Raw genomic sequence first — 19,732 nt, 5'->3', positions numbered from 1 at the left:
CTTCCTTCCCTATATAAATGACTACGGTAGCTTGACCTGCTTACAGGCCTGACTCCATTTTTTGACATCTATTTGCCCATTTTTTAAATAGGCTTGTTGAGTAATCCAATGTGCTTGCAAGTAAGGCAATAACTGGCGCTGGGACGGATTGCGTTCCATTAATTCTTGTAGCAGAGGCACTTGCTGGCTTATTAAGGTTTGGCCATACAAGTTTCCGCTACGAATCAAACTATCAGCGTAATAACGTCCAAGCTTGTGCACGCGGTCTTGCTGCTCTTTCAAGCCTGCCTCGCGCCGCTCGCAGGTAGCATCTGCCAAGTCTCCTTTGCAGTTCAGTTCAAAGTTTCGCTCTAGATTTTCTAAGTACAAGCCATCGTCTTTTAACTTGGTACATAAAAAAGCACCAAGTTCAAGATCACTTTGAATAGCACTATCGCGCGCTTCTTCTTGGCGCTGCTTGGCTGCACGTAGCTGCAACTCCAAGTCTTTCAACTGAACTTTCAGGCCTTCGTCCTCGACCTCGGTCGCCAATTTACCCAACTGCTGCACTGCGCCGTTATGATCTTGTTGGCTTTCCCCCGCTCCAGTACCCAATTCCTGCCAGTTTTTTTCTATGGCTGCCACCCGATCTCGCGACGTCAACGCAGTAGAGACCAAGGCAAAACGAGCACCGGTCGTTTTACTTTGTGTAGGCCCGCTTTGCCCGTAATAAGCTTGCTCTTTACGCAAGGCTGAGCGTAAGTCAGCCGCTGGACTTAAGTAATTAGCACCACGCACAATAAAGCCGCCTGCTTGCCCATGCTGCCTGTCCAACTTATTCAAACGGAACGACTCGAAAATTAATTCATCCACGTTGCCTAACATATCGTGCAAACCTAAAGGGTTAGGTTTTAACAAACCCGTCAATTGCACTTTCCCATTTGAGGACTGCGCGCCACCATACCACTCATACTGATTCAAGCCTTCTGGCATAGGGTAAGTCAGCCCCCGAAAATCCGACTGACCTAGTTCTACGCCCCCACGAGCCGCAAACTCCCACTCGATTTCAGTGGGTAAACGCACAAAACCTGCCGTACCGTCTTCTGCAGGCAAGCGATTCAAGGCATTTTCACGTAACCACTGGTTATAGCGATGCGCAAACTGCATAGCGTCCATCCAGTTCAATTCTGTTTGGGGCAAACGACCCGAGTTTTTGGCTTTAGGACATTCAGCGTTCATGACTGCCTGATACTGCAATTGCGATAGCTCGTATTTCGCCATCAGGTAATAGCGAGTACTGCCTTTACCCTGTTTTTCAGTAAAACTACCCGCGATGAAGTCAGGTCTGGTCTGTTCGACGTAACCCCACTCTTCGCTGTCTTGCCCCACATGGATAGGCAAATCGTCTAGGGGCTTACTAGCCGGCACATAGACCTTGCGAAATACCATGCTTCCGTCACAGGGCATGGGCAAAACAACGTCATTTTCTAGTGGCTGAGGATTATAAAAACGCGGCTCCCACGCTTGCGCCCCTACAGGCCCAACGATAACGCTAGTCCCTAACAATAGGCTTTGTACAATCAACTTATAATTCACGCAAACTCTCCGCTGCTTCAATCTGCACTGCTCGCCACACGCTGACTAAGGCTACGCCACCCGCTAACCCAAGCACCAATAGCCATGCATAAAAAGCATGCAAGAGCGTGATTGAGCAAGAAAAGTCCCCAGGCAGGTTTTGCGTAGCCAGGACTTGGTTAAACAGATAACTACCTAAGCCATATACGGCCACGCCAAGCAGATAAGCGAGCGCCGTTAATAAAAACGCTTGCACCAAGACGTACAAGCCTATGCCCTTAGCGGGTATGCCTAATAAACGGAGCACCGCAATATCTTTGCGTTTGCGGTCTACGTTCGCCATAAAAGCCCCCACTAATGAAGCCAAACACCCCACTGATGCCGTTAAGGCTATCACTCCAAAAATCAGGCTTAGCACCTGATTGATGGTTTTTACGTTTTCTATCTCTGCTAGACGGCTACTGGTCTCGATGTGTTGGGACGCTAGCCATTGCGCCAAAGGCCCCACCGTGTCGATAGAATTTGCATAAACTCGCGCCCGAGCATACTGCACAGTTTTATTGTCAGGCAGAGGCGCACCCGTGCTTAACCCCCAATCCGGCATCTGAAAACCGTCTCGCACATACTCTACCTGCAAAAGCACCTGCGGATGCACAAATAAAGCTGCCCGAGCATAACGATGCGCTGGCACTACCCCCACAACCTGTACTGGATAGGAGGCCGTTTCGGCTTGCTCATGCAAACGTCGCCGCACTCGTAACTCTGGCGTCTGCCCCTCTTGCCAATTCAAGCGTTGCGCTGCACTAGCGCTGAGTAAAACCTGACCTGGCTGTAAGTCTCTGGCCAGTTCCCCTAATAAGGGGTCGCCTTGGCTCGTAGCAATAATCTCTATGTTGTCAACAAAATGCCTTCTGTCTAGCCGTATATCGGCTTGGGTATTCAACGAACGGGTCATGCCCACTGCATAGCCCACCTCAGGACGTTGCTGCAGTTGTTCCAGCCAAAATGGGTCGTAGCTACCACTTGAAATCATCTTGACCTCAAGATTTTGTGGGTCTTGCAGTAGTTGCTGCTGCATTTGGCTCACCACGCCGTGCTTTAGCCCAAAAAGCAGCAATAAAGGCGCGATCACAGCCACCAACGAAGCAACAATACAGAACGAGATGCGACGATCAAACCATAAATCAGCCCAAGCAAGACGGCAGACACTAGCCCACATACGTGGCCCCCTCGGGTAGAAACACGCTGTGGCCACGCTGAGTATGGGCCTGAATACGCGGCAACTGAAATTGGCGTAAGAGATCCCAGTCGTGGGATACCAATACCACGGCCAAACGGCGTTCCTGCACCAAATGCAAGAATAACTCCATCATGCGGACCGCAGTATCTGGGTCTAGGGCGGCGGTTGGTTCGTCGGCCAACAATAGATCAGGCTCGTGCGCTAGGGCACGCAAAATAGAGACGCGCTGCCGTTGCCCAATAGACAAAGCAGTAGGCTTGGCGTCTAGCAAGGCGTCCATTTCCAATAGCTTGATAGCTGCGCGTAAAAACTCAGGGCAATCACTGCGCCCCTGTAAACGGCGCGGCAACAAAATATTGTCACGCACTGATAAATAGGGCAGCAAGCCCCCGTTCTGTAAAACAAAACCTATGTATTGCGCTCGCCACGCTGAAAGCTTGGTGTACTGCTTTTGCTGCTGGGCCTGGCCCATATCCATGGGCTCACGGGCCCCCATGAGAAACCTGCGCACTGAATGCGGTGGCAAGAGCAAACCAAAGCACTCTAACAAACTGCTTTTCCCGCACCCGCTCGCCCCGGTCAAAGCAATAATTTGCCCCGCCTGTAAGTCTAGCTCGGGCAGACTGATGCGGTAAGCTTGCTCGCCCTGACCACGCAAAAGCTCGAGCTGTCGTATTTGCAACATACTACGGCATCATTTCCAGTGGCACAGGATAGACATCTTCGCTAGCATCGGCATTTTCAGCCAGGGAAACCCAACGATCACTATCGGCGTTATAACGCTGATAATGGCGCAGCTTAACACCTAAATCACGCATAAAACGCTCTTGGCTTAATGCATCCCAACTGGCCCAGGTTTGCTCATCCAGTGATAAGACAGCGCTTTGATACGGTAAATCTTCTAGGTACTCACCCAGTATCCCCAGCTCAGCCAATTTAGTGCTGTCATCAGATTTAATTTTACTAGGATCGGTTCCCATCGTGGCCGCAACTGAGCGTAAGCGACTGAACATATCCGTGGGTGAAATCAAGCCTTCATTGGCCGCCTCAAGTATGCGTTTTACCACATCACTTAAGTCACTGAGCTGCGCCTTAGTGAGCAACACACGCACATCAGTGGTGGGCACGCTTTGACGCACTAAATCTCGATCGCTAATCCATGCTTCAAACACGGCAGGAGCCTGAGCACCACTGATTTTTCCTAAGTAGGCCAAACGCATGGCATGACCGATTTGCGCAGCGTCTTCCAACATCTGTTGGCTGACCTCGTCTTGCTCGGGCTGCGCTTTAGCATGCACCGCGCTCCCTACTGCATCTTCGCCTAAATACGCGGAGCGTACCTGCCCAGCAATAGCATCGGCCAAGCTACCTATCATGTGTTGATACTGCTTCACATCACCCGCATTTACGGGGTAATACAAGGAGGCATTAGTGCCGGCATAGGTAGAAAGATCACGATACTGGGCTTCGGCTTTAGCGTGATTAGTGGTGCCAGAAGGTGTTTTCAGATGCAGAGTGTATATCGCCACTCCAGGATTGGCCGCCTCAATACGTAACTGCGCGGCGTCCAAGCCCGTGGAGGAGTGCGGACTAGAGCCCTCTAGCGCACCAGCGTCCGTAATGAGCACAATATAACGCGCGCCAAAGCCAGACCAATCTACTTTATCAATTGCATGTAAGACCCCTGCATAGGCGTCTTCATCGTAGGCTACGGTGGACACGCTTGCCTGCTTGACCTCGGCCACTTTACTTAAGAAGTCAGCACCGTCTACCACTGTGTTAGGGTCTGCATACATACGGCTTACATACTCAACCCCAGGAGCGGCCTCGACACTAGAGCGGAACGCCACTAGGCCAAATTTCACCTGATTGCCCAGACCCTCTTGCTCAATTTTCTCATACACCTCGCGTATCGCCTTACGGGTGCTGTCAATGTAAGGATCCATAGAGATCGTGGTATCGATGACAAACACCACTGCAGCACTGAAAGCACTAATTTGTGCTGCCTTTTTTTCTTCTTCAGTTTGCTCTGGCTGCACAGGCTCTTGGCTGGTAGCTTCACTCACCGAGGCAATATTTAACACACGCGCTCGAAAGCCCGCATCCGTCATAATTTCTTCGCCCTGCAATACAGGCAACAGATAAAACTGCTGCTGCATATCGACGAATAACTCAGGTTCTTGCGCTAGCACCCCTTCTGCCTGGCCATTTTTTTTTAACTCTTGTCGCAATGGTGCTGCATATTCTGCTGGGTCAGGGGCATCTAGAATATCTTCTAAGGTTTCACGACTTTTGAAAAACAATAAACGATCACGATTAGCCGGATTAGTAAATGCCAGGGTTAGCTGCATTTTCCAATCTACGGTGCATGCTTGATCTAACCAACCTATGGTTTTTCCTAAGCTGTCTGGCCCCACCTTCAGCATATTTCGCCCTTCGGCCTCTTGGCGCTCATACACATACAAGCGGCTAAAAGCGGGAATCTGTTTACCACTGGTAGCGGTTGAGTCAGCACCTAATTGGCAGCTTGGCGTGGTTAGCACACGTTGGTACAAGGTTTGCTTGCCTTCTTGCAGCAAAGGGGCGGCAGCATGAGCTTGTAACGCTAACCCTGCTAGGCACACTGCTAGGGTCACTTTACCTAAGCGGTAGATCATTGAATTAACTCCTGCAAACGAGCCTTAGCGTCGGCATTCTCAGGCTGAGCCATCAATACCGTTTCATACCAATACGCAGCGGTAGCTGGATTGGCCTGAGTAAAACACTGCGTAGAACGCGCTTGAGCAGGGTCATACTCACGCGCGTATGCCAGCGCAATCGCGGCATCGCCAGCCTGTGCCTTATTGACGTATAAGCGTTGAGCGATCTCGCACTTGCCCGCTTGCTTAGCACGCCCGATCACCTCCAGCCATTGAGCCGAATCGTAATTTTCATTCACACACTCTTGCACAAACGTCAATTCCGCCATCGTTTGCATACGCTCAAGGGAGCACACGCCTGCCGGCTCTTTAGGAACATCAGCAAGGGGGGCCACCGGCTTGTCTTGGGATAACCAATAGGCAACGCCCCCAGCCGCGGCGGCAGCAAGGATGGCTAAGCCCACCCACAACCCCCATCGCGACCTGGTTTTAGTAGGGGCTTGTTGCACTGGAGGAGATGCTGGCGGCTCTACAATGGCCGGAATCTCAGGCTCTTCGACAGGTGCGACGATAGGCTCTACCACAGGCTCGGGTTCAGGGGCTGGCACTGGCTGGAGCTGTGGTTCTGGTTGGGGTTCTGGTTGATGCTGGCTGACGGGCGCCAGAACATGGACTGCCTCAGCTTGCTGGGCACCTGTGCCTGCCGCACTCGACAAGGCTAAGCCCAAGGGATTAAAGCTTAAGCCCCGCACTCCTACTACACTGCCCTGCTCATTGCGCAAGGCAATTCGCAAACCTGTTTCTTGCAATAAGATAGGATCCAGCACGCTGGCATCAATCAAGACGGCCACGCCACCTTCAAACTCTGTCCAGCCCTGCAACTGTAACCAGCAACTTTGGGCCCCCCAGCGACCATCTGCTTGTAAATAAGCATCAACATCTTTACGTTCGAGTTGAATCTGATAGTTCTGTACCCCAAGATGCTCACCATCGTAGGCCGACACACACAACCTGGCCTTGCCTGGCACACTAGGCTCTAAAGGTATTAATGAAAATCTTAACTTCATGTCAAACTCGCTGCACTAAAACACGCTAGGATTTCTCCCAAACGACTATTTTGCTCTAGACTCAACTCACGCCCTCCTTCATGCCCTGCATTATCTAGGGTCTGCTGGCATAATGCCTGAATCCAATCCTGTAAGTACTTTGTACCGTGGTCTTGCGGCGCCTCGGGCAAATAGGGGGTGCCATCCGGGGCGAAGCTACTTTGCACTGTAAATAAAGACTCATCCGCTGGCGATTTTTGATCTAAATAGCTGACAAAATTACTGAGAGTCATCGCCGCATAACGTCCCTGACGCTCTGCCATCACCGCCCTGCGTGCACCATGTTGGCGACGTCGTGTTAAGGCATCCAACAAGCGTTGTTGTAACTGCAGGCGATCAGCGGTGCTAATGATTTCTTCCACTAAAGCATTAAGCAGATCCTCGGGCATTTTTAAAACATTTTTATTCGCTGCACTGCCGGGTAACTGACGTAAATGCTTTAACCACTCTTGGTAGAGTCGATGCACGTACTGCTCTTCTACTGTGCTAATGGGAAAAGCCCCGTTTTGCTCATAAGAGTCATCATTGCTTTCACCGACACGCTGGTAAAGGTCGCATAAAAACTCTGCCGGCAAACTCAGATAGCGCAGCAGCTCGGCGAATATAGGCCTAAACGAAGGTAACTGTTGCTGAAACTGCGCCATGAGTTGTTGCTTTTGCTTGGCGTCGTCGTCTGCCCCCGACTTATACCAAGGCTGTAGAGCTTGATCAACAATATGATGGTAGGTGTTCGTAAACTGATCTTGAATACGCCCTAATTTGAAACTCACATCAGAAATCCCGGCTACGTAATCTCGAATGCGGCTCATGCCTCCATCGTTCAGAGCCATCATGGCATCCCATGCTTGGCTAGCATTTGCTATCCGTTTATTAATGTCAGCACTATTCACGAAATTTTGATGCAGAATCGTTAGCTTATGCTGATACTCAGAGCGCAGCCCTAGCTCTTTGTCATGGTTGTTCTGATCGACGTCAAACAATAAATGGGCCATGCCCGGTTTACGCACCAAGAACACATTATTTAAAGGCTGATGAGTAGACCAATTTTCGAGCCACTCATATTTCTCAAAATGCTCGGCAAAACACTTATAAAGATAATCACTCCAGGTAGTGCCAAAAAGGGATTCATCTTTCTTCAGATTTGACTCAAGCAGTTCATCAAAGCGCGTAGTCATCCACAGTAAGCCAGACTGACGCCGGCTACGTTCTTCGGGTGTAGCGCCTTGAGTCTGCTCAATCCAACGATTTAACTCTTCACCAAAGTTGGCTTCATTATTTGCATCGGCACGCAAACATAAAATCAAGCCGTTCATCTCTTGCCGGTCGGTATAGCGCTGAAATAAAAACGCGACCTTACCGCGTAGTATTAAACGCGATACCGGATTGCCTTGTTGCTCTCCCGATGAGTCCGCCTTAGCGAGCTCATCCATACTGCTGATACTCATTCGCGCCCGATAGCCGGGAAAATCCAAAAGATCAACCGTTTGTTCGGCGTCAGACCACGCCCCTGCTTCCAGAGGAAAGGTCAGCTCACGAGTAATAGCCGCTAAGTAACCCACTGTAATCGGAACGGCAGCCTGTAAACTACCCGACTCTGCCGCGCCCACCCAAGGACATACTGAAATACGTTTCTCGTGTGGGCTGCCTAAATGACGCAGGGTAGACACGGCCATAATATTATTATCTTGTGTCAGCACACCTTGCGCATTAGGGCTTACTAAGGCTGCCAGTGGCGCATACACTTTAGTGGGATGCCCCAGTTGATCCAGCATACTGGCAAGAGAAGCGTAAGCGTCGCTTAACTCGGCGATCTCGCCCCACAACGGTGAAAACAACTGGGCCCGATCTGCTTGGGTCAAATAAGGTGCCAAACGTAGGACGGCTGGCCAGTAATCTTGCTCAAGTATGTCTTTAACTTTGGGATAGTTGGTATTGATGTAATCCCATAACGACACACAATCGTCTGCACTCATGCCCGGATAAGGCTGGGCTTGGACTCGTGGCTGCGCTTGAGCGATAACTTGTCGTAGGCGTTTATCGCTAAGTTGGTAGGCGACTTTATTTTGGTCGAAGTCCATAAAGTAGGAGTTCGCCAAAATTTTAATAATATCGACTTCAGCAAATACCTGCAGTTCAACTGGAAAACCAGTAGGCCCAGCCTTGGCTAAGGGGCTGAAACGGGTGACCAAACCTGTGGATTCACTGCCCCCCACCGGGTTGATATGCTTCATGAAATCAATACGTTGCCCGTCGTAGGTGGTCTCCAGCAAGCCGTTTTCTCCGGCCGCCAAGCTGGAAATCAAGTAAGACTTACCCACCTGCGAAGCACCAAAAACACCGATGGTCATAGGTGTGACTGAGGCTTGGGCTAAACCATCGGCAATATTGCGTGCCCTACGCATGCGCAATATCAACTCATCTGCATCACGATTGAGGCGCTCGGAGCTAGCACGGGTGGACTCTAGCCACGCGATAGCTTGCCCGGCACCAGTGTGCAGATTATTCCAATCTGACTGCAAATTGCTTGCTTTAGGCGTTAAGTGACTCATTTTGCTACCACGCTCCCGCTGTCTAACCAGTACGGGCTATCGCCCAGGCTGGCGTCCAACATGGTGTTTAACTGAATTTTTACTAATGGCCCCAGTGGCCCCGAAAAATTGACTGCTTTGCTTTTAGCGATACGTAACTCATCGCTGACCACTTTGGGCTGTGAGGAGCGCTTCCCTCCCACCGCCAATGTCATTTCAATACCCGGGCTAGGATGATCGCTATTGGCCATACTGCGTCCAACCCCATCGTTAAGTAATAACAAATAAAGCGGCGACGCAGGCCAACGCTCGACATTTAATTGGCGATACCCTAAACGCATATTGCTACGCATGACAAAATGGAAGCCTCCACTGTCTTGATCCGACTTAGCGCTTTTGAGCTTCAGCACATGCTCACCCGTTTCTTCATCAAAGCCAAGAACATCGCTATAAATAACATCTGAGCTTTTGATCTGATTGGCCAAATCGATAGCGCCAATATGACGTAGCACCGACATAGGCTTGAGCTGCTTGACACGAAAATTAAAGCTGGGCACTTTCAAGTCGGCACTCAACAAGCACAGCATGGCACCAACAGAAGCCGTACTTTTTGGATCGCTGATGCGACCATTGTGATTGAATGGATACCAGCCACCCGTACGGTAATTTTGCATCGGCACGATACGGCTGGGCGAAGCTGGCAAGTACGAGCGTACATACGCTTGTACGCCAGGCAAACGGGACGGACGACCTGCCAATAAAATCACATCACATTGGTAATGGCTGAGCACTTCACATATAGCCCGCAAAGGGGTATTGATATTTAACTTGCCGGCCATAAAAGCCGCATGCAAGCTGGCTGGGTCAATTTTCATTGCCACCTGACTTATGTCAAATTTACAATCACGCCCCGTATGCAGGCGCAACTCTTGCATAACATAATCAATAACTTGCTGTGCTACTTTGGTTTTAGCCGGTGCTAGAGCGTGTTCGGCGCTATCGGCATCGTCTACGTCGTCTGCCGTATCCTCTGGTGCCTGAACGCTATCTGCGTCCGGCGCGCTCGCCACGGCCAAACCCTCGAACTCAAGTAAATCACCCCAACGCACACTGCGTGCCTGAGTACGCCCTTGTTCAGGCTCATACTCTTCATAGTGCTTTAACAAGGTCAGCCCTAGCGGTACAAACACCTGCAAAGTCAGTTGTTGTCGTAACACCTGCTTGCGTGCATCGTTGTTTTCCATACTGCAGATACGCGATAAGAAGGCCTCTACATCCTGCACATCTGCTTCACGCAACGCTAAGGTTAACGCACGTAATACATATTGCTGGATCACATCGAGCAATATGTCATCGCCGGCCACTTTGAAGCTATCGCGAAAGCGCTGCAAAGGATAAATCGTATCCGTACCTGCTCCACTCCCCAGCGCGGTCGCAGGGTCTTGATTAGGAGCTGTCAAACTATAGTCATTAATAACAATGTCCGTCGTCCCGCCACCAATATCGATGGTACCAACGGTCAACTTTTTACGTTCGACTTTATCTGGGCTGGCCATCAGGTCAAAAAACTCATCGGCATGGCCTGAGAAATTCTCGACAATTTCCGTGTACAAATACACCAGTTGGGAACATGTCGCCTCGTCCCACTCGACCCGGAAATTAGGCAAGGGCACATGCAACACGTCGCCAGAGCTAGGGTCAAACTTAAAGGGGTTTTCATCCCCTTCGTACCACTCCATACTTTTCCACAACAAACCCACCGCCTGGCCCAGGCGCTCTTGCAAAATGCTGCGCTCGGCCAACGGCATGCCCGGTGGCACCGTTAAGACAATATTGCGTAAAATTCTGGCTTTATTGGCATGTCCTTGGCGCATACGTTGCGCAGGACTATTAATTTGCAATAATGCCTGAGCCAGTGTTTCCACCAACATAAAGGTCATCAAAGAACTACGCGAATAGCAAGGTGAAAACACCGTGTCGCGGTCTTCTTCGTCTAAGGTATACAGAGCCTCGCCTTGATCATTCACCAACACGTTTAACGGCCTGGTATCAACAGGGCGCTCTACATCGGAGCGATCGAACAGATGGCTAAAACGCCAACCGTGCTGGTACTCGTTTTGATCCCACAAATAGCGTTTAGGGCTAGACAAGCCTGTTGTCCCCTCAGTACCCCGGCGCAAACTTGCTAGGCGTTCAGCCTCTTGGCCTACGCGTACCCACGATGGCCAAATAAAAGCATTAACATGACCGCTTTGCGCCAACCAATTACGCTTGCCAAAACTGGCTTGAGCGAACTCTACCCGGCTGACAAAGGCTTGGTTATAAACCTGCTCGGGCTGAGACAGATCACGCAACTGCAGGACATAGTTTTGCCTTAACGCCGTGTTGTCTTGCTTGTGATCCTCGACCACAATACCGCAAGTACGTGAGTTGCCTACATCAAGCACTAAGTCCACAGGAATAAGCTGATCATCTTGCCAATCAACCTTACGTACCTGAACCATGGGCAACTGCACATAAGGCTTGCTGCGCTTCGTATCAATGTCATGCACTGGCGCAAACAGGCGCAACAGCGCTAGGTAGTACAAACGGGCTGACTGTACCGCGTCCACCTCGTAACCTAACTCTAGGCGACGCACTTTATTAGGATTTTCCTCGTACAGATCTTTCAGCCAACTTTGCACCCAGTCTTTATCTAGGAACCACTGCATTTGGGCTGAGTCACACGCCAAATGAAACAAACGCCCTAACGAGGAATCTTGCGGCCCGGGTGCCAAGTAGGCCATATTTTGGCGTTCGGGTAAGCTACGTGTGTCGAAAGCAAATGTAATGCGATGAGTATTACCATCTGTATCGGTTTTTTCCAGACGCACAATACGCAACAAGCACCAACTGGAAGGCCCCTCTCCGTACGTGCTGGGGGGATTGAGCCATAAAAAAGGCACAGGCAGCCACTGCCCATCAAACAGATCTAGACTGGTAGCCAGACCCACATCCAGCTCAAACCAACCGTTGGCATCTTGGTAATACTCAACCGCTTGCCCTTTAGGCCCCTGATAAAACAAACCCTCTTCGTCGTCTTGAGCAGTTTGCCCTTCTAAGCCTTTTTTCAGTCCTTCACACAACGCATGCCATTGCATGCCATTGGGCGTAGCAAACTCAACGCGCAAATCTTTCAGCGGCCTTTTCTGGCCCTCTGGGATAGCGTGTACATTCACGCCAAAATCGAGAAATTGCACTCCGGTGTCTGCGATTAAAGACACCACTTCATCGTAATTGCTTAACTCAGGCAACATAACATTTATCCGTCCAGTTAATCCGTCTGATGCAAGGCCAGAGGAAATTCTTTATCGCCATATACACCAGCACAACGGGCTGCACCCGCCTGACCGGTGGGCTCACAACGTATTTGCGGCATGTCGTAAGTGCCCGCATCCGAACACTTTGCTGCAGCCTGGTTATCGATCATGAGCTGGCCGCTATTGAGCGCTGCCTGCACAGGGGCTGTGCATTCCACCCCATCGCCCCGCTTTAACGTAACAGAGCCTTGGCCTTTCTCAAAACCATAGCTTAACTGGACAGGCTTACCCGTGCGGCTATCTTGCACGCCCATATTCGCGGTCCAGTTGCCATTTAAGAAGTCAACGGCACCGGTATTCATTGCCGCTGGAGGTATTTGTAAGGCAGGCCCTGTTGAAATGCTAGGCGGCGTGGGGGCGCTGGGCGCAGCAGAAATAAGTGGCGGCTCAAGACCGGTTTGGCCTGGTGACTCGCCGCTCAACTCTGGCTGAGCGGCCATAGGGGGCATAGGGGGCATATTTTCCCCCTGCCCTTCTAGCACCGGAGGCTCAACTGCCAAGTCTGGGGCAACCGGTAGCTCTGGAGCCGTTAAGTCGTTCAACGCTGGCATTTGAGGATCCACCCCCAAATTAGGCAAGCCTACACTGGGAAGCCCCCCGCCAGTGAGGTTGACCTCTGGAAGAGACGGCAGGGATACCTGAGGCGTGTTCACCGATGGTAGCGAAACATTACCCCAAGGCTTAGAGAACCAAGAGAGTGTCCAACTAGGCAGACTGATACTGGGCAAACCTGCTGGCAAATTGGGCTGACTGCACCAACGCAAACCAAATAACAATAACGCTAAAGCCAAGGCAGCTAATAACAAACGCCACCAGTTTCTGCCCCACCAACTTGTAGAGGACACCTGCGTCACAACAGGTGGGACTGGTGGAGGTACAACCGCAGCCCCGGACGCCGGCGCTGCGGGAGGGGCGGCGATACGCGGTCGTAGACAAAGCAAAGGATCGGGAGCGGGTTTAGCGTTATGGTGCACAAAGCCCCAAAAGGTAACAACCGGCTTGCCCCCAACTAAGTAAACATAGTTTTCATCGGGAAACTGTAATACATGGTGGAAAAGCTTGTAGAACACGACACGTTCGCTGTCTGCTCCACGACTTTGCCCCTCTAGGGAGACGCTACGCACTTCTTCTTGTAAACGTTCCAATTGGGCCGTTGCCTGCGCCCTTTCCTCTTCTGTGGCTGCGGTCCAGGCAACCACATGCCCTGGTATGGGGCTATACCAATCTAAGTTCGTACCTTGCTCGTTGGTCTCGGGCACCGCTAGATGCTCCGCGCTGGCAGGGTTTACCTGCCTTCGTAAGGTGTCACGCAACTGATCAGCTAAACGATATACGGAACGCCCACCCTCCCCCAGGCTTAGCAGCGAATCTACCTGACCACTGCGCAATAACACACCCCGTTTCATATAAGATCCATGCGTGCAAAAAAGTTACATATTAACTCAGATGTGAGACCCGATGAGTATCAAGAACCAATCAGACAACTATTAGAAATACCTTGCCTCGACGTAATAAGCCGTTACTGACGACTTAGGCACTATTTAAAGCAACAATTGATATTCAGATGGCGTAAGGGCATTACCCCAACTGTCTTTATCTAAACTTGCCCTAATACGCGCCACGGCCTGACTTCGCAGTTGCGAGACACGCCCTTCCGTTACCCCTAGCACTAAGGCAATTTCCTTTTGATTTAAATCCTTCTCAAACTGCAAAGACAATAAAAGCTTTTCTCGTTCGGGTAAGGCTTCAATAGCCGCCACTAAAGCAGCACGCAAGCCATGCGAAAGCAATTGATCCAATGGATTTAACAAAGGCGTGCTGTGGCTAGTTTCTTGATCTAGATAAGCGAGCACATCTTGACGGTCGGCATCAACTGGCCCGGTCAGGTCCTCGTAGTGGACCACTTGCACACCTACAGCCTCTTCGAGCAATAAGTGGTATTGATCTAAAGGCAGATCAAGCTCAGCAGCAATTTCTGATTCAGCAGGCTCACGCAACAAGCGTTGCCGGAGCGTTTGAATCGCCTTGTCAATTTGGCGACTTTTACTGCGCACGCTACGCGGGAGCCAATCTTGGCTGCGTAACTCGTCTAACATCGCCCCCCGAATACGAGTAATGGCGTAGGTTTCAAATTGCGCCTGCACTAAGACTTGATAGCGCCGAACAGCGTCAAGCAAACCCATCATGCCGGCCTGAATCAAATCGTCCAGTTCGACACTTGCAGGCAGACGCGACACCAGTTGCAACGCCTGGCGACGCACTAGTGGAGCATATTGCTCGACCAGAGAGTCTTCAGTACGGGACATAGGTCATGGAGTTCCGGAAGATAGTTATTTTCTCGACTATTGTGCTTGAACCACGCTGCAGCCATAGCGTGGAGATGAACCGGATAAAACACCCTGTTTTCGCTATTAAAGAAAAAAACACGCTTAGCCACGGAAAAAATTAAAGTAAACGTCAATTACGCCGTTACTAAAACTCAGAGAAGGCCTGACTCGCAGTGCTGCACTGTCTACACGGGCCATATACAACGCGTAACGTACGCATGGAGCCCTTTCATGATTACACCCGTTAATGGCCCTCAAGCCTCGCTTGAGCCAATACAGGCCCACACTGACGCCCCTGGGCAGCACCTCCCTATCAACGCCGCCACAAAGGTTACTCCCACCAGCGCCAGCGATACCCAAAACCAGCTCGACAAACGCTGGCCAGAAAAAAATCCAGCAAGCTCTTGGGAAATCAACTCCATTGATCAGGTGCTAAAAAACCTTAATAGTTCTATGGATGCATGGGCTACAGGCATGCGTTTCGATATGGACGAAGACGCACAACGGCTGGTGGTATCCATCATCGACAACACCACTGGCGAGGTACTACGCACCGTCCCCTCTGATGCCGTCATTCAAATCGCCAAAATGATTGTTCAACTACAAGGGCAAACCGTTAACGTTCAGGCATAAAGCAAAACAGACCTACATTAGCGGCTTAGACAAACGCTTTACTTCATTCCAGCTCGCGGCACAATAACTGAAACTCAGGAGTATTACATGGCTATTTCCTCCATTGGCATAGGCTCGGGACTTAAAGTCGACGACATTTTGTCGGAATTACGCAAGGTGGAAAACCAGTCCTTACAATTGGTTCAAAACCGGCAAATCGAGAATACGCAACGCATTTCCGCTTACAGCAAGCTAAAAAGCACCATAGAAAACCTGCAAAAAGCGGGTAAAGCGCTTAATAACCCAGACACTTACGGTGCTGTAAAAGTAAGCAGTAGCAACGAGCTCGTGTCAGCCACTGGCACAGCGAAAGCCAGTCCGGGAAAATACACCCTGAACATTGAGTCTATTGCCACCTCACAAACTTTATTGGCCAAGGGCCAAGAAAGCCGCACCGAGGCCATCGGATCCAACGGTAGTATTACCATCACTCTGGCTGACGGCAAAGCACATACCATTGATCTCGAGGGCAAAGACACCTCGCTTGAAGGCATTATGCGCGCCATTAACGCCGACAACAAAGCCGGTGTTAGCGCCACACTCATTAACGACGGCGGCAGCCAGCCACATCGTCTATTGCTCACCGCTAACGACACAGGGTCGCAAGCCAGTGTTGCCAGCATACAAGTTCAGGGCAATGAAGCGCTGGCGCAGTTCTTGGATTTTTCTGACTCCGAGCCAAATGTGGCCATAAGCGCCACTGCAGCAAAAAATGCCGTTATTACTATTAACGACATCCCTATCACCCAGCAAGGCAATGTTCTGAAAGACACCATAGAAGGGCTCAGCATAGACATTAGCAAGGGTAAAATAGGCGAACAAACCACGCTTACAGTTAGCCGCGATGACAGCGCTGCTAGCAAAGCGATCAAAGACTTTGTCACTGCTTACAATACATTAAATGCCACCACCCGAGAACTGACGCGCTATGACGTAGATGCGCAAAAAGGGGCAGCACTCACCGGCGACTCAATGGTTCGTCGGGTGCAAAGCAGTATGCATCAAGCACTAGGCTTTGCCACCAATGAAGGCGACATACGCACCCTTAGTCAATTAGGTATCAAGACAGACCCCAACACGGGCGAAATGAGCATCGATGACGAAAAGCTCAGCGCCGGGATACGTGACCATCTTGAAGACGTCAAGCGCCTATTTGCTGGCGAAAACGCATTAGGCGCACGCCTAGACGAGGCGGGTAAGCTCTATACCAAAAAAGGCGGCTTTATTGATAACGCCATAGAGGGTGCTACACGCACCGACAAACTGCTGCAAGATCAATACGAGTCCACCGAGCTACACATCAATACGCGTTTGGAAGCTTATCGCAAGCAATTTAGCCAGCTCGATACCATGATGACCCAAATGCAAGGTATTAGCTCCTACCTCACACAGCAACTTAGCATGCTGTCCAATCTCAACAATAGTAATAAGTAACATCATGTCTTATGCCGCTCCTTCTCGCCGTTACGCCCAACGCTCTGTTGGCAGCTACGCCCAAGTAGGCGTAGAAACTGAAGTTCTGAGTGCCAGCCCAGAGCACCTCATTACGCTCCTATTTAACGGCGCAAGGGCGGCTATATTGCAAGCCAAACTTCATATGCAGCAAAATAATATTGCGGCACGTGGTCAGGCTATATCCAAAGCCATAGACATCGTTGACACCGGCCTGAAAATGGCAGTAGACAAAGAAAAAGGGGGCGAGCTGGCCAATAACCTCATTACCGTCTACGACATCATTATTCAAAATTTAATGCTTGCCAACTTACACAATGATGGCGAAAAGCTAAATTTGGCTGAGCGACTGCTCCACGATATTAGCGACGCCTGGAAAACCAGTGTAGATATCAAGCGCCCAAGCAGCACTTAATACTCAATTACACAATTTTTATTTCAAACTATTGATATTCTATTTTCAGTGTCACAGTGGGTACCACAATGAGCCATCCATCTAATCCTGTACTTGAGCAATACCAACTAATTGCCCACATCACCCGCAATATGTTGCAATTAGCCCAAAACAATCAATGGCCAGAGGTCATGACTCAATGTGAGTCATATATTCAGGCAGTGCATGGTTTAAAGCAAATGGATACCTTAAGCCTTCAAGACCGGCAAGCTCGGCGTGAACTGCTGACTAGAATATTGGCCGATGACGCCGCCATCCGTAATCTGGCCACCCCCGAAATGGGACGACTCGCGCATTTAATGGGCAATATGAAGCGCCAACAAAATGTACTAGAAACCTATTACACTTCGCATAAAGTGCCCGTATGAGCATCGGCGGCCCCTCGTCCTTAGGCACTTTATTAATACAACGCCTAGATGCCGTATTGGGCCTACATACCTCGCAGCAAACGAACTTAGCGAACGGCGCACGCGCCGATGCCGTCAGCCAGGCACGGCAAGCGGGCCGTCCTGAAAGGGCAGAAAACACGGCAACACGCAGTACTCGGCAATCAGTCGATAACGTTCAGGCACAACAACAACCAGCCAAAGGTCGAATCGGCACAGCGCCAAGTACCGCTGCCAATCCAGCCGCTTCTGCCGCCCAAGGCCGCGGGCCATCGTCCACCTCTACCACCTTAGGGCGTACCGCCCAGCTCATTTTAACCCTGCTGGATCAATATCCGGGGCCAGCCCCTGCGATACAAGGAAGGCAGGTTTTATTGCCTTCGTTACCTCCAGCGCCCCCACCACAAACGGCCGCCTCGCCGCAAGGCTCCTCTACTCCTGAGACTGCCTCCCCCGAGCCCAGTGCTCACCGTCACCTCAATACGTCGCGCCCTGCTCTACCTGACCTGCTACAAGCCGCCGTGCAAAGCTTACCCAAAAAAAGCCAAGCGTTACTGCAAACCGCACAAACTCAACCGAATGCACCCTCGGCGCTAGCCCAATACCTCTCCTTAGCGTTGCAACATAGCACCCAACAAAGCGGTTTGTTTTATGAGTCTCATCTAGCGCAGTGGACTTCAGGCCAGCATGACCTTACCCTGCTAAAACAAGAGCCCCAAAATCAGCCATCCCCCTCTCAACATGCCCATGAGCCGCTAAAGGCTACCCACGCACCAGAGTCGCATCATCTACTGATACGACAGCAGTTGGAAACCCTTGGAACACAAAGCTTCACCTGGTCTGGACAAGCGTGGCAAGACTGCGAGCTAGAATGGACAGTACAAAAGTACCCCGATCACGACCCCAGCGCGGCAGCAGAGCACTGGCATAGCAACCTTACCTTGCACTTACCCACACTAGGAACGGTTCAACTCAAAATTCAACTCAATCAACAACAACTACAAGTTGATATACAAAGTGCCGAGCAAGCTGACTTCTTGCGTGCTCACAGCGAATTAGTCAAACAGCGCCTACACCATATAGGCATGCATCTTAGCCAACTCCATATTCAAGACTCAGCGACTAACTCGCACGAAAACCCCGATGTCGAAACCTAAATCCGAACACACTCCTGTACGACAACAGGCTGTCGCGCTGCGCTATGACAACCAAGATGCTGCTCCGATAGTCATTGCCAAAGCCTACGGCACCTTAGCAGAAAACATTATTCGCACAGCCAAAGAACACGGCCTTTATGTCCATGAGTCCCCAGAACTATTGTCTTTACTGATGCAAGTAGACTTAGATCAGCAAATTCCGCCCCAACTTTATCAAGTCATCGCGGAACTGCTAGCGTGGCTCTATGCATTAGAAACCCTCCATCCCAACACGCAACTCAGTTTAGACAGCTTGGCCAAGAAACCTTCAGCTTAAGTTCACCGTCTGTTTGAACATAATCGACGAAAAGCCCCCTTTTTCCACCATAGATAGGTGTCTTGCCAACCAGCATAAACCGTTACATTAGGCATCAGCATAGGAGCTAAGCGCGCTGCTTGCTCCCTTCCGTCTAATTGGCAGGCTAACTATGTCTATTCATTCGCTTTCAAGTATAGAAACCGTTTTGGCTCAAATGCGTCAGGTGGCGCACACGGCGGGCCTGCAAAAAATTGAAGTAAACGCAACGCACGCACCAGATGGGGGCGGCTTTGCCACAGAATTAGCGCGCTCGCTCAAACGTGTTTCACAAGCCCAAAACATGGCTAATACGCAAGCGCAAGCATTTGAAATGGGAACACCAGGTGTGGCTCTTAACGATGTCATGATTGACCTACAAAAAGCCAGCATTGCTTTTCAAACTAGCGTTCAAGTCCGTAATCGTCTTGTGGCCGCCTACCAGGAAATTGCCAACATGGCTGTTTAGCCTCTGTACTCTTACCGTGTCTTGTTCGAGTTTATTTCATCCAGCTTACGCTTTG

Annotated in this window: 16 protein-coding genes; 7 read left to right on the top strand and 9 right to left on the bottom strand. The window is 50.5% G+C overall.

Going from position 1 to position 19,732, the window contains the following annotated elements; genetic code table 11:
- Window positions 1–21: 21 nt before the first annotated feature.
- The 9 genes from OSH01_RS04860 to OSH01_RS04820 all read right to left on the bottom strand — a co-directional run bounded on the left by OSH01_RS04860 (window position 22) and on the right by OSH01_RS04820 (window position 14,732).
- Window positions 22–1,575, bottom strand: coding sequence for a formylglycine-generating enzyme family protein (locus OSH01_RS04860; RefSeq protein ID WP_266122951.1), 1,554 nt, complete (start codon window positions 1,573–1,575; stop codon window positions 22–24).
- Window positions 1,565–2,773 carry an ABC transporter permease gene (locus tag OSH01_RS04855; protein WP_266122950.1) on the bottom strand — a complete coding sequence of 403 codons (1,209 nt, stop codon included), beginning with the start codon at window positions 2,771–2,773 and terminating at the stop codon, window positions 1,565–1,567. The genes OSH01_RS04860 and OSH01_RS04855 overlap by 11 nt, the downstream gene beginning before the upstream one ends.
- Entirely contained in the window at window positions 2,763–3,479 is a 717-nt protein-coding gene (locus OSH01_RS04850) for an ABC transporter ATP-binding protein (protein WP_266122949.1), read from the bottom strand. The genes OSH01_RS04855 and OSH01_RS04850 overlap by 11 nt, the downstream gene beginning before the upstream one ends.
- A 1-nt stretch (window position 3,480) precedes the next feature.
- Entirely contained in the window at window positions 3,481–5,451 is a 1,971-nt protein-coding gene (locus tag OSH01_RS04845; RefSeq protein WP_266122948.1) for a vWA domain-containing protein, read from the bottom strand.
- Window positions 5,448–6,500, bottom strand: coding sequence for a hypothetical protein (locus OSH01_RS04840; RefSeq protein WP_266122947.1), 1,053 nt, complete (start codon window positions 6,498–6,500; stop codon window positions 5,448–5,450). Before OSH01_RS04840 ends, OSH01_RS04845 begins: the two co-directional genes overlap by 4 nt.
- Window positions 6,497–9,088, bottom strand: coding sequence for a virulence factor SrfC family protein (locus tag OSH01_RS04835; RefSeq protein ID WP_266122946.1), 2,592 nt, complete (start codon window positions 9,086–9,088; stop codon window positions 6,497–6,499). Before OSH01_RS04835 ends, OSH01_RS04840 begins: the two co-directional genes overlap by 4 nt.
- Window positions 9,085–12,363 (bottom strand): virulence factor SrfB, encoded by a 3,279-nt coding sequence (locus OSH01_RS04830; RefSeq protein WP_266122945.1) that lies wholly within the window; start codon window positions 12,361–12,363, stop codon window positions 9,085–9,087. The genes OSH01_RS04835 and OSH01_RS04830 overlap by 4 nt, the downstream gene beginning before the upstream one ends.
- A 17-nt stretch (window positions 12,364–12,380) precedes the next feature.
- Complete coding sequence (locus OSH01_RS04825; RefSeq protein WP_266122944.1) at window positions 12,381–13,832, bottom strand: SrfA family protein; 1,452 nt, start codon at window positions 13,830–13,832, stop codon at window positions 12,381–12,383.
- Window positions 13,833–13,967: 135 nt separating this feature from the next.
- Window positions 13,968–14,732 (bottom strand): RNA polymerase sigma factor FliA, encoded by a 765-nt coding sequence (locus OSH01_RS04820; protein WP_266122943.1) that lies wholly within the window; start codon window positions 14,730–14,732, stop codon window positions 13,968–13,970.
- Window positions 14,733–14,984: 252 nt separating this feature from the next.
- Here OSH01_RS04820 and OSH01_RS04815 point away from each other — a divergent pair, with 252 nt between their 5' ends.
- The 7 genes from OSH01_RS04815 to fliE all read left to right on the top strand — a co-directional run bounded on the left by OSH01_RS04815 (window position 14,985) and on the right by fliE (window position 19,677).
- Window positions 14,985–15,386, top strand: a complete 402-nt coding sequence (locus tag OSH01_RS04815) for a flagellar protein FlaG (RefSeq protein ID WP_266122942.1) — start codon at window positions 14,985–14,987, stop codon at window positions 15,384–15,386.
- Window positions 15,387–15,473: 87 nt separating this feature from the next.
- Window positions 15,474–16,859 carry a flagellar filament capping protein FliD gene (gene fliD / locus OSH01_RS04810; RefSeq protein ID WP_266122941.1) on the top strand — a complete coding sequence of 462 codons (1,386 nt, stop codon included), beginning with the start codon at window positions 15,474–15,476 and terminating at the stop codon, window positions 16,857–16,859.
- A 4-nt stretch (window positions 16,860–16,863) separates the two neighbouring features.
- Complete coding sequence (gene fliS, locus OSH01_RS04805) at window positions 16,864–17,292, top strand: flagellar export chaperone FliS (RefSeq protein ID WP_266122940.1); 429 nt, start codon at window positions 16,864–16,866, stop codon at window positions 17,290–17,292.
- Between the two features lie 68 nt (window positions 17,293–17,360).
- The gene (locus tag OSH01_RS04800) at window positions 17,361–17,699 is read left to right on the top strand and encodes a flagellar protein FliT (RefSeq protein ID WP_266122939.1); all 339 of its coding nucleotides are present in this window, start codon (window positions 17,361–17,363) and stop codon (window positions 17,697–17,699) included.
- The gene (gene fliK, locus OSH01_RS04795; RefSeq protein ID WP_266122938.1) at window positions 17,696–18,874 is read left to right on the top strand and encodes a flagellar hook-length control protein FliK; all 1,179 of its coding nucleotides are present in this window, start codon (window positions 17,696–17,698) and stop codon (window positions 18,872–18,874) included. The genes OSH01_RS04800 and fliK overlap by 4 nt, the downstream gene beginning before the upstream one ends.
- Window positions 18,861–19,190 (top strand): EscU/YscU/HrcU family type III secretion system export apparatus switch protein, encoded by a 330-nt coding sequence (locus OSH01_RS04790; protein WP_266122937.1) that lies wholly within the window; start codon window positions 18,861–18,863, stop codon window positions 19,188–19,190. The genes fliK and OSH01_RS04790 overlap by 14 nt, the downstream gene beginning before the upstream one ends.
- Before the next feature lie 151 nt (window positions 19,191–19,341).
- Window positions 19,342–19,677 carry a flagellar hook-basal body complex protein FliE gene (gene fliE / locus OSH01_RS04785; protein WP_266122936.1) on the top strand — a complete coding sequence of 112 codons (336 nt, stop codon included), beginning with the start codon at window positions 19,342–19,344 and terminating at the stop codon, window positions 19,675–19,677.
- Window positions 19,678–19,732 lie beyond the last annotated feature (55 nt).

It is taken from the genome of Alcaligenes endophyticus, assembly GCF_026344035.1.
GTDB lineage: Bacteria > Pseudomonadota > Gammaproteobacteria > Burkholderiales > Burkholderiaceae_B > Alcaligenes > Alcaligenes endophyticus.
Note: the sequence above shows the minus strand (reverse complement) of the source record. Positions and strands in the feature narration are given on the sequence as shown.